Source organism: Streptomyces sp. NPDC002309, from assembly GCF_053593375.1.
On the sequence record NZ_JBSFCI010000009.1, the window covers coordinates 141,112 to 155,403 of the forward strand.

At 72.6% G+C, this 14,292-nt stretch carries 10 protein-coding genes; 4 read left to right on the top strand and 6 right to left on the bottom strand.

Going from position 1 to position 14,292, the window contains the following annotated elements; translation table 11 throughout:
- On the bottom strand, window positions 1–1,126 hold a 1,126-nt coding region (locus tag ACWCPM_RS10700), incomplete at its 3' end, for an ROK family protein (RefSeq protein WP_450975777.1).
- A 182-nt stretch (window positions 1,127–1,308) separates the two neighbouring features.
- Window positions 1,309–2,754: a xylulokinase gene (xylB, locus tag ACWCPM_RS10705; protein WP_450975778.1), complete on the bottom strand. Its 1,446-nt coding sequence runs from the start codon at window positions 2,752–2,754 to the stop codon at window positions 1,309–1,311.
- A 198-nt stretch (window positions 2,755–2,952) separates the two neighbouring features.
- On the opposite strand from xylB, the gene xylA reads away from it, so the two are divergent.
- The 3 genes from xylA (at window position 2,953) to ACWCPM_RS10720 (ending at window position 6,765) form a co-directional block, all read left to right on the top strand.
- Window positions 2,953–4,119 (top strand): xylose isomerase, encoded by a 1,167-nt coding sequence (xylA, locus tag ACWCPM_RS10710; RefSeq protein ID WP_450975779.1) that lies wholly within the window; start codon window positions 2,953–2,955, stop codon window positions 4,117–4,119.
- A gap of 142 nt (window positions 4,120–4,261) precedes the next feature.
- The gene (locus tag ACWCPM_RS10715) at window positions 4,262–4,714 is read left to right on the top strand and encodes a hypothetical protein (protein WP_450975780.1); all 453 of its coding nucleotides are present in this window, start codon (window positions 4,262–4,264) and stop codon (window positions 4,712–4,714) included.
- A 335-nt stretch (window positions 4,715–5,049) separates the two neighbouring features.
- The gene (locus tag ACWCPM_RS10720) at window positions 5,050–6,765 is read left to right on the top strand and encodes a CocE/NonD family hydrolase (RefSeq protein ID WP_450975781.1); all 1,716 of its coding nucleotides are present in this window, start codon (window positions 5,050–5,052) and stop codon (window positions 6,763–6,765) included.
- Window positions 6,766–7,058: 293 nt separating this feature from the next.
- Here ACWCPM_RS10720 and ACWCPM_RS10725 read toward each other — a convergent pair whose 3' ends face one another.
- Together ACWCPM_RS10725 and ACWCPM_RS10730 are read right to left on the bottom strand one after the other, a co-directional pair.
- Window positions 7,059–8,372, bottom strand: coding sequence for an SWIM zinc finger family protein (locus ACWCPM_RS10725; protein ID WP_450975782.1), 1,314 nt, complete (start codon window positions 8,370–8,372; stop codon window positions 7,059–7,061).
- Window positions 8,369–11,368 (bottom strand): DEAD/DEAH box helicase, encoded by a 3,000-nt coding sequence (locus ACWCPM_RS10730; protein WP_450975783.1) that lies wholly within the window; start codon window positions 11,366–11,368, stop codon window positions 8,369–8,371. The genes ACWCPM_RS10725 and ACWCPM_RS10730 overlap by 4 nt, the downstream gene beginning before the upstream one ends.
- Window positions 11,369–11,611: 243 nt before the next feature.
- Here ACWCPM_RS10730 and ACWCPM_RS10735 point away from each other — a divergent pair, with 243 nt between their 5' ends.
- Window positions 11,612–11,794: a hypothetical protein gene (locus tag ACWCPM_RS10735; protein WP_450975784.1), complete on the top strand. Its 183-nt coding sequence runs from the start codon at window positions 11,612–11,614 to the stop codon at window positions 11,792–11,794.
- Between the two features lie 3 nt (window positions 11,795–11,797).
- Here ACWCPM_RS10735 and ACWCPM_RS10740 read toward each other — a convergent pair whose 3' ends face one another.
- Together ACWCPM_RS10740 and ACWCPM_RS10745 are read right to left on the bottom strand one after the other, a co-directional pair.
- A complete protein-coding gene (locus ACWCPM_RS10740) occupies window positions 11,798–13,183 on the bottom strand; it encodes a tannase/feruloyl esterase family alpha/beta hydrolase (protein ID WP_450975785.1) in 1,386 nt (461 codons plus the stop codon).
- A 192-nt stretch (window positions 13,184–13,375) separates the two neighbouring features.
- Window positions 13,376–14,203, bottom strand: coding sequence for a hypothetical protein (locus ACWCPM_RS10745; protein ID WP_450975786.1), 828 nt, complete (start codon window positions 14,201–14,203; stop codon window positions 13,376–13,378).
- Window positions 14,204–14,292 lie beyond the last annotated feature (89 nt).

The window sequence follows — 14,292 nt, forward strand, 5'->3', positions numbered from 1 at the left end:
GCCGCGACACGGAAACCGGGCAGGACGGCCCGGCCGTGCGGCGGGCCAGCTCGGAGCGCAGGGACGGCAGCAGCCAGGGCGCGAGCCCGGCCAGCGCACCGCCCAGCACCACGCTCTCGGGGTCCAGCAGGTTCACCGCCCCGGTCAGCGCGACGCCCAGCGCCTCGCCCGCGTCGCGCAGCGCCCGCCGTACGTTCTCGTCACCGTCGGCCGCCAGCCCGGCGAGCAGTCCGACGCGGTCCCCGCCGGGCTCCAGGCCGGCCGCGCGCAGCAGGGCCTCTTCACCGGCGTACTGCTCGAGGCACCCTCGGCCGCCACAAGCGCACTCCGGCCCGTCCGGCCGGACCGGGACGTGTCCCAACTCGCCCGCGAATCCCCGTGTCCCGCGCAGCAGTCCCCCGTCCACGACGACGCCCGCGCCGATACCGATCTCGGCCGACACATGGACGAAGTCCCGTGGGGTGTCCGGGCCGAGCCAGAGTTCGGCCAGCGCGCCGAAATTGGCCTCGTTGTCCACCGTGAGGGGCAGCTCCGCGGGCAGTAGGGAGCCGAGGTCCGTGTCGTGCCAGCCGAGGTTGGGCGCGCGTACGACGGTCCGGGCGTCGCGGGCCACCAGCCCGGGCACCGCCACCGCGAGGCCCGCGGGCCACAGTCCCTCGTGCCGCGCATCGGCGACGACCTGACGCACCAGCGCGGTGAGTTCCTCGATCACCGGCTCGGGCGAGCGGTCGCGGTTGGTGCCGTGCCGCACGACTCGCGCGCGCACCTCTCCGCGCAGGTCGACCGCGCAGACGGCGAGATGGTCGACGCCGACCTCCGCGCCGATCCCCGCGGGACCGTGCCCGCTGACCGCGAGGGCGGAACCGGGGCGGCCCCGGCCGACGCGGCCGGGACGCTCCGGACCCAGTTCCTCCAGCAGGCCGCTACGGATGAGCTCGTCGACCAGGGTGGAGACCGCCGCGCGGGTCAGGCCGATACGCGAGGCCACCGCGGCACGCGACAGGGGCCCCTCCGCGCCGATCGTGTGCATCACCCGGGCGAGATTGCGGCGCCGCATGCCCTGCTGGGTGTCCGGCAGCGCGCGCCCGGGCCCGGCGGGTTCGCCCTTGTGCAGCGGTGCGGTCATGCCCCCGTCCTTGTGAAGGTCGGTTCGGTCGGCTCGGTCGTTTTCGATGGCTCGGTCAGCTCGGTCAGCTCCGTCGGGTCCGGTGGTTCGGTCAGCCGGCTCAGCGGGGTCAGCTCGGTGGGTGTGGGTGTCGGTGCGGGTGCCCCGGTGCCCCGGGGGCGGTGGGCCGGTTCCCGCCCGGCTCAGCGGCTCTCGGGGCTCCGCTCCAGGAGCGGGGCCGCGTCGGAGAGTACCCCGGAGATCCTGGCCAGCGTCTCCTCGTCCCGTTCCACGGCATCGAGCACCGGCCCGCGCGCGGTGTTCCATCGCCGGGCGACCGCGGCCGGGTCCTCACCGGTGAGTAGGCCGGCCGCCTGGGCGGCAGCGCCGAGGGCGACCAGCTCGCGGGCCTCGGGTACCTGTACGGGACGCCCGGAGAGCCGTCGTACCGTCTCCTGCCAGGCCGAGCCCCGGGCGCCGCCGCCGATCAGCAGCAGCGGCGCCGACGGGTCCGCGTCCTCGTCGAGGACCAGGTCCAGCGCTCCCAGGAGCGCGTGCACGGCACCGTCGTACGCGGCCTGGAGGAGCTGACCGCCGGTGGTGTCGTGCCGCAGGCCGTGCAGCAGCCCCGAGGCGTTCGGCAGGTCGGGGGTGCGTTCGCCGTCCAGGTACGGGAGCAGGGTCACGCTCGTGCCGGGCTCGACCGCCTCGCGGTCCCTGCCGAGCAGGGCGGCGACGCGGTCGACGGCGAGCGTGCAGTTCAGGGTGCAGGCCAGGGGAAGCCAGTCCCCGCGCGCGTCCGCGAAGCCCGCCACCGTGCCGGTCGGGTCGGCGGGACGCCGCCGGGACACCGCGTAGACCGTGCCGGACGTGCCCAGGCTCAGGACGGGGCTACCCGGGCGCAGGCCGAGACCGAGGGCGGCGGCGGCGTTGTCGCCGGTGCCCGGGGCGACCAGGGTGCCCCTGGAGAACGGCAGGTCGTGACTGTCCCGCACGGTGCCCGCGACCTCGCCGGGCCGGACCACGCGCGGCAGCAGCGCCGGATCCAGCCCCACGCGCCTGAGGATCTCCTCGTCGTACCCCTCGCTGTCCGACGCCCACCAGCCCGTGCCGGAGGCGTCTCCGCGGTCGGTCGTGCCCTGCCCCGTGAGACGTTCGGCGAGGTAGTCGTGGGGGAGCCGTACCGCCTTCGTCGCCCGTACCGCCTCGGGCTCGTGCTCCGCGAGCCAGGCCCACTTGGTGACGGTGAACGACGCGGCGGGCACACTGCCCGTACGGTCCGCCCAGAACTTCGCCCCTCCCATCTCCTCCACCAGGCGCCGGGCCTGCGGCGCCGAGCGGACGTCGTTCCAGAGCAGGGCGGGGCGCACCGGTTCGCCCCGGGCGTCCAGCGTGACCAGACCGTGCTGCTGGCCGCCGATCGACACCGCGGCGGCCTCGTGGGCGGGCTCACCGCACTGGCGCAGCGCCTCGCACAGCGCCTCCCACCACTGCCGTGGATCGCTCTCCCGGCCGGCGCCGGACGTGACCGTGTGCGGGGCCTGCCCGGCGGCCACGATCTCACCGGTGGACGCGTCGACGACCAGCGCCTTGGTGGACTGCGTGGACGTGTCCACGCCGACGACGAGCGGACCCTCGGCTGCTGACATCGGGCTCTCCCTGCTTCTGCGGCGTTTCCGCGGCTCGTACCTGGGGTTCCTGCGGTCCATGTCCCGGGGAGTGACACCTGTGTCTCTTCCCACTGAGCCCGTGGTCTCTTCCCAGGGATGCGTTCGCATACTAATTTGTAAATCGCCATGACGAAATAGTCGTGCGCCACAGTGGCAAGCGAGCGAGGGAGCCGCGACATGAACTACCAGCCCACCCCCGAGGACAGGTTCACCTTCGGTCTGTGGACCGTCGGCTGGCAGGGCAGGGACCCGTTCGGCGACGCCACACGGCGTGCCCTCGACCCGGTCGAGACGGTGCAGCGCCTGGCCGAGCTCGGCGCCCACGGAGTGACCTTCCACGACGACGACCTGATCCCTTTCGGATCCTCGGACACCGAGCGCGAGTCGCACATCAAGCGCTTCCGTCAGGCCCTGGACGCGACCGGCATGACCGTCCCGATGGCCACCACCAACCTCTTCACGCACCCCGTCTTCAAGGACGGCGCGTTCACCGCGAACGACCGCGACGTCCGCCGGTACGCGCTGCGCAAGACCATCCGCAACATCGACCTGGCGGCGGAGCTGGGCGCGCGGACGTACGTCGCGTGGGGCGGGCGCGAGGGAGCCGAGTCCGGTGCCGCCAAGGACGTACGCGCCGCACTCGACCGTATGAAGGAGGCGTTCGACCTCCTCGGCGAGTACGTCACCTCCCAGGGCTACGACCTGCGCTTCGCCATCGAGCCCAAGCCGAACGAGCCCCGCGGTGACATCCTGCTTCCCACCGTCGGCCACGCCCTCGCGTTCATCGAGCGCCTGGAGCGGCCGGAACTGTACGGCGTCAACCCCGAGGTCGGCCACGAGCAGATGGCCGGGCTGAACTTCCCGCACGGCATCGCGCAGGCGCTGTGGGCGGGCAAGCTCTTCCACATCGACCTCAACGGCCAGTCCGGCATCAAGTACGACCAGGACCTGCGTTTCGGCGCCGGCGACCTGCGCTCCGCCTTCTGGCTGGTCGACCTCCTGGAGAGCGCCGGGTACGAGGGGCCGCGCCACTTCGACTTCAAGCCGCCGCGGACCGAGGACCTCGACGGTGTGTGGGCGTCGGCCGCGGGCTGCATGCGCAACTACCTCATCCTGAAGGAGCGTGCCACTGCCTTCCGCGCCGACCCCGAGGTCCAGGAAGCCCTGCGCGCCTCCCGACTGGACGAGCTGGCCCAGCCGACGGCCGCGGACGGCGTGCAGGCGCTGCTCGCCGACCGCACCGCGTTCGAGGAGTTCGACGTCGACGCGGTCGCCGCGCGCGGGATGGCGTTCGAGCGGCTCGACCAGCTGGCCATGGACCACCTGCTGGGCGCGCGCGGCTGAGGCCGTACGGGCCTCGTGCGGGGCGTACCAGGGTCGGACCTCCGCGCGGAATGCCACGGAATCGTGCGCTCCATGGCATGAGTCCGTGCCATCCACCGCGTGGGGGTCGCGGCCCGGGTGCCGCTTCGGGAACCTGGGCACCATGGCCCTGCCCCCCGTACCGCCTCAGCCGCCCGGGCCGCCGGGTGACACGCCGCCTCCGGGCGGCGGTTTCGGACCGTCCACCACGGAATTCGGATCAGTGCCCCCGCGGCGGCGGCGTCCCGTCCTGGTCGCGCTGGCCGTGCTCGTAGCCGTCGCGGTCGCTGTCGCGGCCCTGGTCCTGATGGCCTCCGGGAGCGACGAGTCACCGGACGGGAAGCCGGGCACCGGCGACAGCTCCGGGGGGCCGGGTGCCGGCATCCCCACCCGACTGCCCTCGCTGCCCACCGAGCTCCCCAGCAGGTTGCCGAGCGGACTGCCCTCACTGCCGAGCCAGTTCCCTTCGGAGCTGCCGAGCGAATTCCCGAGCGGTTTCCCGAGCGAGCTGCCGAGTGATCTACCGAGCGATCTTGAATCCCTGATCTCGGACCTTCCCGTCGACGAACTGCCCTGAGCCGTCGACCAACTGCCCCAGGCCGTCGAGGAAATGCCCCAGGCCGTCGCCGCAATGTCAGGACTGCCGGAGTCGTGGGCGGCGACCGCCCATCACCCGGCTCACTCCTGGTCTCCATCCCGAAAGTCCTTCGCCCGGCCTCTCGGCGAATCGGCAACACAGCAGGTCAGCCACCATCCTCAAACAATTGATCCCGCTTCGAGCGGCACGTTGTCACATATCGGAGCCCAGCCAGGTCAATAGGGCGCAGGGTGCCCCGCCGGATCTGATCTTCGCGGCGGCGCCTGCAACGAGAACCGAGATGGAACAGCAGTGGCAATGAGGAGCAGGTACTAATGGTGGAGCCAGTCACAGGATTTCCCGGGGTCACCCTGGAAACCGACGTCGAGTGCCGGTTGCGTGATGGCGTCGTCCTGCGCGCGGACGTTTATCGCCCGGACCCTGCGGGAGGTCCCTATCCGGTTCTGCTGCAGCGCACCCCCTACGGAAAGCAGGGAGCCCAGTCGGAGACGGCGTTCGCGCACCCGGCGTGGTACGCCCATCAGGGGTTCATCGTCGTCGTCCAGGACGTACGGGGGCGGTATGCGTCCGAGGGTGACTTCTACCCGTTCCGTGACGAGGGCCGCGACGGGTACGACGCCGTGGAGTGGGCGGCCGGACTGCCCGGCTCGACCGGCCGGGTCGGAATGTACGGCTTCTCCTACGCCGGGTTCACCCAGCTCCTGGCCGCGGTCGAGCAGCCGCCCAGCCTCGCCGCCATCAGCCCGGCTCTGACGGGCTCCCAGGCATACGAGGGATGGACCCACAACAAGGGTGCATTCGCCTACGGGTTCAACGCTTTCTGGGCCACCTACCTCGGCATCGCCGAAGCGGTCCGACGCGGCGACCAGGAGCGCATCGGAGCGCTCAGTGGCGCCCTGCTGCACGCGCCGGACAACTTCTGGATGAATCCGGAGACATTTCCCGCCCTCGACCGGGACATCACGCCCTACTATTTCGACTGGCTCGATCACTCCACGTACGACGACTACTGGGCGCGCTGGTCGATCGACAGCGACTACAGCCGCATTCAGGTGCCCGCATTGCATGTGGCCGGTCTCTACGACGTGTTCGTGTCGGGGACCAAGCGCAACTTCGTCGGGCTCCGAAACGGAGCGAGCACCGCAGAGGTCGCCGCTCGGCAGAAGTTCGTTCTGGCGCCTTTCCACCACATGCCCTGGTACCCGGTCACCAAGCTGGAGAACACGGACGCGGATTCCAAGGCCGTCGACGACCGCCAGGTGCAGTTCTTCTCGGAGACGCTGAAGGACACGGTCACCGGCACCTTCGAATCCGCGGTCAGCACCTACGTCCTGGGGGACGGTTGGCGTGAGTTCTCGGCTTGGCCTCCGCAGGAGGCACGGACGGAGCGGCTCTTCCTGCACTCGCAGGGACGCGCCAACACCCGCTTCGGCGACGGCACACTGGACGACCGCAAGCAGGGCGACGAGTTGCCCGACCTCTACATCTACGACCCGAACGCGCCGGTCAAGAGCGAGGGTGGCCATTCCTGCTGCGTCGAGGAACTGACGCCGATGGGCCCGGCCTGCCAGTGCCAGCGTGAGAACGCCAAGGGCGTGCTCGTCTACACGACCGCTCCGCAGGAACGGGACGTGGACGTGGTCGGCGACGTGACGCTGACCCTCTACGCGGCCTCCTCGGCCACCGACACCGACTGGACCGCGCGCCTGTGCGTGGTCGACGAGGACGGCTGCTCGCGCAACCTGCAGGAGGGCATCGTGCGGGCCGCTTTCCGTGACTCGGTGACCACGCCGCAGCCCATCGTCCCGGGCGAGGTCTACGAGTACGTGATCGATCTGGGCCCGGTGTCGGCTCGCGTCCCGGCCGGGGCACGGCTGCGCATCGACGTCACGAGCTCGGACTTCCCGCAGTGGGCGCGGAACTCCAACTCCGGTTACCCCGGCGACGGAGTGCCTCGGGTGGCCACCCAGACCGTGCTGCACACGGCGGAATACCCCTCCCACCTCACCCTGCCGGTGATCCCTTCGTAGCAGCGGCATCCCAGCCGAGAGATCGCCCACTTCGGGCACGGCGACGCTCCCCGCTCACGTCGCGGGGAGCGTCGCCGTCGGCGTGGACGAGAGCCGGTGGTGGTCACGGCGATACGCCGGCCGGGCCGGAACGGCAGGCATGACTCTTCCCGGTGACCGACGCCGGGCCGGTTGTTCTCGGCGACGGACGCCGGGTCGGTCGTTCTCGGTGACGGACGCCGGGCCGGCTGTCCTCGGTGACGGACGCCGGGCCGGTCGTTCTCGGTGACCGACGCTGGGCCGGTCGTTCTCGGTCACGGATGCCGGGTCGGTCGTAGTCGGTCATCGAATTCGTCACCGGCGGCGTGGGCGCCCTGCGCCGGCACATCCTCCGTGGCGGCCAGCGCCGTCGCCGGGTCCCGGTCCCCGCCGCCCACGGGCATCCAACGGCCCGCCTGGTTCCGGTACGGCCACCAGCGGCCGTCGCGCCCGAGGCGTAGCTGGCGCGGTGAGCCGACGAGCGTCCACCGGTTGCCCCGCGCCCGCAGTGCCGGACGCTCGTCGTCGTCCCAGGCCGTGTTCAGGGCGGCACGCGCGCGTGCGAGGGATTCGCCCTCGACGGCCCATTCCTCCTCGAGCACGGAGAGTCCGGCCACTCCGCCGTACTGCCACGCAAGGACAGCCGCGGACAGCTCGCCAGGGCTCCGCCCCGACCCCCGGGCGATCCGCTCCGCAAGAATCGGCTCAGGAGCGCCCGCGGCCAGCCGTACGGCGTCCTGCGCCACCGTCAGCTCCTCCGTGCTCTCGTCTCCCTGCAGCGCCGCGGACAGCAGTCGGTGTGCCGTCACCGCCGTCCGGGCGGCCAGGAACTCCAGGGCGGCAGGGTCCACGCCGGCCGCCGGCGGAGCCTCGGTGTCCAGGGACGGCGGCAGCCCCGGCTCCGCCGGGATTCCGGGCGGAGCGGGCAACGGAGGCAGGATGTCCCCGGCCGCGTATGCCTCCAGGGCGTCCACCCCCGTCAGCTCGGGGTGCTCCGCGGCTCCCTCCCGCGCGGGCGACGCGATGCGGGTCTGGAGGTCGCCGAGCAGGGCCCGTGCACCGCGCCCGCGCATCAGCAGCAGGACGAAGGGGTCCTCGTCGAGCAGCCGTGCCACCTGGTAGCACAGTGCCGCCGTGTGCCCGCAGTGGTCCCAGGCGCCGCAGTCGCAGGTGGGCTCCAGAGCCCCCATGCCGGGCAGCAGTTCGACCCCGGCCGCCGCGGCGTCCTCCACCAGGTGCGGCGGCATCTCGCGGTCGAGCAGCGCCGCGACGTGACCGGCCCGCTCGACCGCCATCGTCAGGAAGCGGTCCCACTGACCGGCCGTCAACTCCTCCAGCGTCACGTCGGCCCGGTGCGCCGTGCCGTCCCGGTCCCGCACGACCGCCGTGACCCGCCCCGGCCGCACCGACACCGCGCCCACGGCTCCCGCGCGCGCGAGCCGGCGGCCCGTCTTCACCTGCTCCCCGTCCAGCGCCGCGTCCTCCAGGGCCTTCAGCCAGGCCCGGCCCCACCAGGTGAGCGCGAAGCCCCTCCCGCGCGTGGGGGGCGACGCGGCGAACGTGCGCTCCGTCTCGTCATGCTGATTCATCGCATTGCCTCTCGCAGCTCGACCAGGTCGGCCAGTTCCGCGTCCGACAGTTCCGTGAGCGCGGTCTCGCCGGAGCCCAGAACCGCTTCGGCCAGCTCCCGCTTACGGTGCAGCATCTCGGCGATGCGGTCCTCGATGGTCCCCTCCGCGATCAGCCGGTGCACCTGCACCGGCCGGTCCTGGCCGATGCGGTACGCGCGGTCCGTCGCCTGGGCCTCGACGGCGGGGTTCCACCAGCGGTCGTAGTGGACGACATGTTCCGCGCGCGTGAGGTTCAGCCCGGTGCCCGCCGCCTTCAACGACAACAGGAAGACGGGGACCTCACCGTCCTGGAAGCGCCGCACCATCGCCTCGCGCGCGGGGACGGAAGTCGCGCCGTGCAGGAACTGCGTGGGCACACCGCGGTCCGCCAGATGTCGTTCGATCAACCGGGCCATGCTCACGTACTGCGTGAAGACCAGTACGCCCGCCTCTTCCGAGAGGATCGTGTCGAGCAACTCGTCCAGCAGCTCCAGCTTCCCCGAGCGGCCGGCGATCCTCGGCCGCTCCTCCTTGAGATACTGCGCCGGGTGGTTGCAGATCTGCTTGAGACCGGTCAGCAGCTTCATGATCAGTCCACGCCGGGCCATGTCGTCGGCGTGCGCGAGTTCCGCGAGCGTCTCGCGCACGACGGCCTCGTACAGGGCCACCTGTTCCGCGGTGAGCGACACGGCACGGTCGGTCTCGGTCTTCGGCGGCAGTTCGGGCGCGATGCCCGGATCCGACTTCCGGCGGCGCAGCAGGAAAGGTCCCACCAGTCGGGAGAGGCGCTCCGCGGCAGCCGGGTCCCGGCCGCCCTCGACGGCCCGCGCGAACCGGCCGCCGAACGTGCCGAGCCGGCCGAGCAGCCCGGGGGTGGTCCAGTCGAGGATCGCCCACAGCTCCGAGAGGTTGTTCTCGACCGGCGTGCCGGTGAGCGCCACGCGCGCGCGTGCGCCGATGGACCGCAGCTCCCGCGCGGTCGCCGAGTACGGGTTCTTCACATGCTGTGCCTCGTCGGCCACCACCAGACCCCACGACACGTCGGCCAGCCGCCGTGCGTCGAGCCGCATCGTGCCGTACGTCGTCAGGACGAACTCCCCGTCGGCAACGCCGTCCAGGTCGCGCCGGGAACCGTGGAAACGGCGCACCGGGGTGCCGGGCGCGAACCTCTCGATCTCCCGCTGCCAGTTGCCCATGAGGGATGTCGGGCAGACCACGAGGGTCGGACCGGCGGCGGACGGCTCCGTCCGGCGGTGCAGGTGCAGGGCGATCAAGGTGATCGTCTTGCCGAGCCCCATGTCGTCGGCGAGGCAGCAGCCGAGTCCCAGGGACGTCGTCCGCGCCAGCCAGGACAGACCCCGCCGCTGGTAGTCGCGCAGCTCGGCGGCGAGCGCGAGGGGCTGTTCGACCGGTTCCTGCGCCTCCGGGTCGGCCAGCCGCTCGCGCAGTGCCGCCAGCCAGCCGGTCGGTTCCACGTCGACCCTGCGGCCGTCGACCTCCGTCGAGCCTGTCAGGGCGGCGCCGAGGGCGTCGAGGGGCGAGACCTCACGGTCCTGCCGCGCGCGGGCGCGGCGGATCTCCTGAGGGTCGATCAGCACCCATTGGTCCCGGAGCCGCACCGCGGGGCGGTTCGCCTCGGCGAGCCTGTCCAGCTCGTCGCGCGTCAGCTCCCGGCCGCCCAGCGCGAACCTCCAGTCGAACGCGAGCAGCGCGTCCGCCGTCAGGAGCGACGGCATGTCCGGGGAGCGGTTCGCCCCCGTCACCCCGTCGTCCGGCGGACCGACGACCACGCGGGCGGTCAGGCGACGGGCCGGCTCCCTGGGCCAGTGCACGTCGACCCCGGCGCCGACGAGGGCCTCCGAGCCGTCACCGAGGAGATCGGTGACCTCCTCGTCGGCGAGTTCGACGGCGTCCGGCACCGCGGCCGACAGCAGGGGAGTGAGCGTCGGCCAGGCCCGAGCCGCGCGCCTCAACGCCAGCAGCGCGTCCATCCGCGCGCGGGTGCCGAAGGCCTGCCGGGCGGCGGCCGTCCCGGCCCAGACCTCGGCGGCGTCCGCGACGAGCGCAGGGTCGCTCACGCTGTGCACCTGGAGCACCGCCCGGAACTCCGGCCCGGTGTCGTCCTCCGTCGCCAGGCCGCGTACCTCGATCCGCAGCGAGATCCGGACACCCGCGTCATGTCCGGCGGCGACGTCGGCGGCCCAGTCCCGGTGCCCGGGCAGGTGCTGCGGCTCCGGCACGGCGTAGGCAGGGCCGCCCGTCACGAGCGACGCGGCGGGGGAGCGGGGCAGCGTGTCGGCGATCGCGTCCAGGAAGGCCCGCAGCAGGCGCTCAGGGTCGGGCAGCCGCAGCGGCCCGGGGCCGTCCGGCGCCCCACCTTCCGATGGTGCGTAACCGTCCGATGGTGCGTAACCGTCCTGTGGTGGGTGACCGTCTCGTGGTGTGGGACCGTCCAGAGCCACGTGTCCGTCTTGCGGTGTGGGACCGTCCGGACCCACGTGTCCGTTCAGCGGAACGGCGTACGCCTCGGGCGGCATCGCGGCGGCCAGCCGTCGCACGCTCTCGATGTCCTCGGCTCGCAGCGGCCCCGCACGCCAGGCGTCGTGATCGCGGGGTGACAGGCCGGGCAGCAGCAGGCCGCGGGCCACGAACTGCAGGCCCAGTACGGCGGCGGCGCCCCAGAACACGGCCGCCCGGTGTCCCGTGACGGCGGCACGCGCGCGCGTGAGGACGGGCAGTGCCGCCCGCACGGGCAGCAGGACCGCAGGCACGTCGGCACGCTCGACCCCGTCGCCACCGGGCAGCACGACCGTGAGCTGCTCGAAGCTGCCGCCGTTCACGACCGGTGGGGCCGCGCCGTCGGGGCGCCAGAAGGCGACACGGCCGGTGCGGGCCGGGTCGCCGGGAACGAACACGGCGCAGCATGCGCCCAGTTCGAAGATTTCGGACGGGGTTGCCGTGGGAATCCTCTGCACAGGGATGGTCGTATTCCTCAAGTTTGACTAGTCGTACCGAGGTCGCCGAGGCTACCGCACGTCCTCGCGCTGCCCGGCATGCTGGACATGTGGCCCCGCTCACCCGATGCCCCTCAGGGGTGGCTCGGGGGTGAGCGTCAGGGATGTCTCAGGGTGCGTCTCAGGGGTGCGGCCGGAACTGGCGGAAACGCGGGCCCGTTTTCAGAACAGAGAGCGGCAGTGGCCGCGAAGGAGGCGACGCACATGACGAAGAACGCGAAGATCGCCGCAGGAGGTGTGGCGGTCGGGCTCATCCTGTTGATCTGGCTGCCTTGGTGGGCCGCGCTGCTCATAGTGCTGGGTGTCCCCGCCGCCGCGTACCTGGCGCTTGACCCGTCGCAGCGTCGGAGGCTGCGACGGGTCACGGGCAAGGAACTGGGACGCTAGGCGTCACCGATCCGCGGCGGCACCGCCGTCCAGCGCGCACGAGTCGACCACATCGCCGTCCGTGGGCCGCCCGACGGTCCGGTCCGCGGGCGGCCGGGTCCCTCGCTCCACCCATGCGACCAGCGCGTCGAAGGCCGATCGATAGCAGGGAAGGATGGGCCGCAGCCGGTCGGGATACGTGTCGTACAGCCCGTCGACATGAGTGCCGCCCCGCACGGTGTAGTAGCGGTGCAGGGGCCCCCGCCCCCGCCCGTCGACCATGCGCGCGTACACGTCGGAGTCGGCGGCCTTGGGCAGCAGCGTGTCCATGTCCCCGTGGAGCGTGATCAGCGGCTTGCCGATGCGTCCGGTCAGCGCCACCCGGGCCACGGCCCGGTGGACCGAGGACGGACGCGAGGCGTAGTCGTAGGCCGCGTCGGACGCGCAGGACGCCAGGATCTCCTCAGGTGTGGTCCCGGCGGACGCTCCGGGGCACCCGGGGTCGTAGCCCGGGTCGAACTCCGCCCGGTAGGTCTTCTGCGTGACACCCCAGTACGCCTTCTCGTGGTACGGCCACAGGAACTCCGAGCCACGCGCGAAGCCGACGCCGTACACGTCCTCGTCCGACGCCGAGCCGCGGGTCCGCGCCACCGCCGTGGGCAGGGAGGTGAGCAGGTTCGGGCCGCTCGTCGTCCACAGGGCGCCCTCCCAGTCCACCCCGCCGTCGTACAGCTCAGGATGGTTCTCCAGCTGCCAGCGAGTCAGATAGCCGCCGTTGGAGATGCCCGTCATGTAGGTGCGGCGCGGGGCATGGCCGTATCGCTGGGCCACGGCCTTGCGTGCGGCGCGTGTGAGCTGGGTCGTGCGCGCGTTCCACTCGGCGACCGCGTCGCCGGGCCGGTAGCCGTCGCGGTAGAAGTCGGTGCCGTTGTTGCCCTTGTCGGTCGCGGCGTACGCGTAGCCCTGTGCCAGCACCCGGTCGGAGATCGCCTTGTCGGTCGCGTACTGCCGGCGGGTGCCCGGAGCGCCGGTGACGACGAGGCCGCCGTTCCAGCGATCCGGCAGCCGGATCACGAACTGGGCGTCGTGGCGCCAGCCGTGCGTGGCGTTGAACCGGGACGAGTCGGGGAAGTACCCGTCGACCTGCACCCCCGGCACGCCGGACGGCGTCCGCGTGGCCTGCGCCGTCAGGCCCGCCTGATCGGCCAGGTCGGTGTAGGGAGTACCGGCCAGGCCCGTGGTGGTCAGGTCGTCCAGGCAGGCGGTCCGCTGGAACGCCGCGCCCGGCACCCGCACGCGGTCCTGACGCGTGCAGTGACCGTCCCCGCCGCCCTGGGCGAAGGCCGGGGCCGTGAGGGCGGCCGCGAAGAGCGCGGCGGCAAGCAGGGGGACACCGGGGGACGGACGCATACGGGCCTCCAGGGCGGGACGGCAGGGCACGGCGGACGGGCCGGGCCGGGGCTGCCCCATCGTCGGGCGAGCGCCGCGCGTCTTCCATGGAGTGGGACCACATGCCGCTGAGTTGGGCCATGGGTGGTCGGCACAGGTGGTGACGTTCCGTGGAGCCTCGTTGACTGAGTCCCGTGCGCGCAGGGGACCCCGTCAGCTGGGCCGTACCGCCATCTTGTCCAGCGCCTCGAGCAGCGCGGGCAGCTGGGGTCCCCGCCCCACGGGCAGTACCTCGCCCGGCTTCTCGTCGACCAGCAGGAACGCCATGTCGTCGGTCCTCGCCACCAGCGACCAGCCAGGGCCGTCCGCGCGCAACGTCCGGGCGTCGCCCGTGGCGAAGGAGGACCGCACGCGCCCCAGGGGCGGCGGGGTGTCCACGTACGCCTGTGCCTCCGCGAGAACGCGCCGGATGACGCTGCGTTCGGGGCCGGCCGGCTCGTCCTCGGCGGCCTCGGAGTCCGCATCGGGGACCACGAGTTCCTTGTCGCCGACCTGCTCGCGCCACGACGTCCACTGCATCGCGATCTCGTCAGCCCCCAGCCTGCGCTGGGCCGCCCCCCAGCCCGTGGTGTCCGGCGGCGAGAGGGGCTCGCAGCCCCCCGCGTCCTCGGGGTCGGGATCGTGCGGCGCGGGTACGCCGGGAGCCGCGACAGCAACGGCGAGCGGCCACCCCGGCAGGGCGGCGACCACGGACCGCTCGTCGGGCGAGAGGTCGTACTCCATGCCGCAGTCCCAGGAGGCGACGGCGACCGCGACCAGCGACACGTCGTCCGTGACGACGGTCCACCGCGCGCCCGCGCCGTCCTGGCCGAACACGAGGCCGTACCCGTCCGCCATTGGCGCGATGCCCAGCGCCGCGCAGGCTTCCGGGTAGTCGTCGCCCAGCACGCTCGGGAACCGAGCAGGGGTCAGCAGCACCGCCGTGAGCACATAGAGCGCGTCGTCCTCGGCGGCGACGGCTTCCGCGTCCGTCCCGGCCATCCCAGCCTCCCCAGGGGTTCGTCCATCGGCGCGCACCCTAGTGCGACCGCAAGCCGCTTGTCACGACTCCGCGGACCACCGGACCTGCG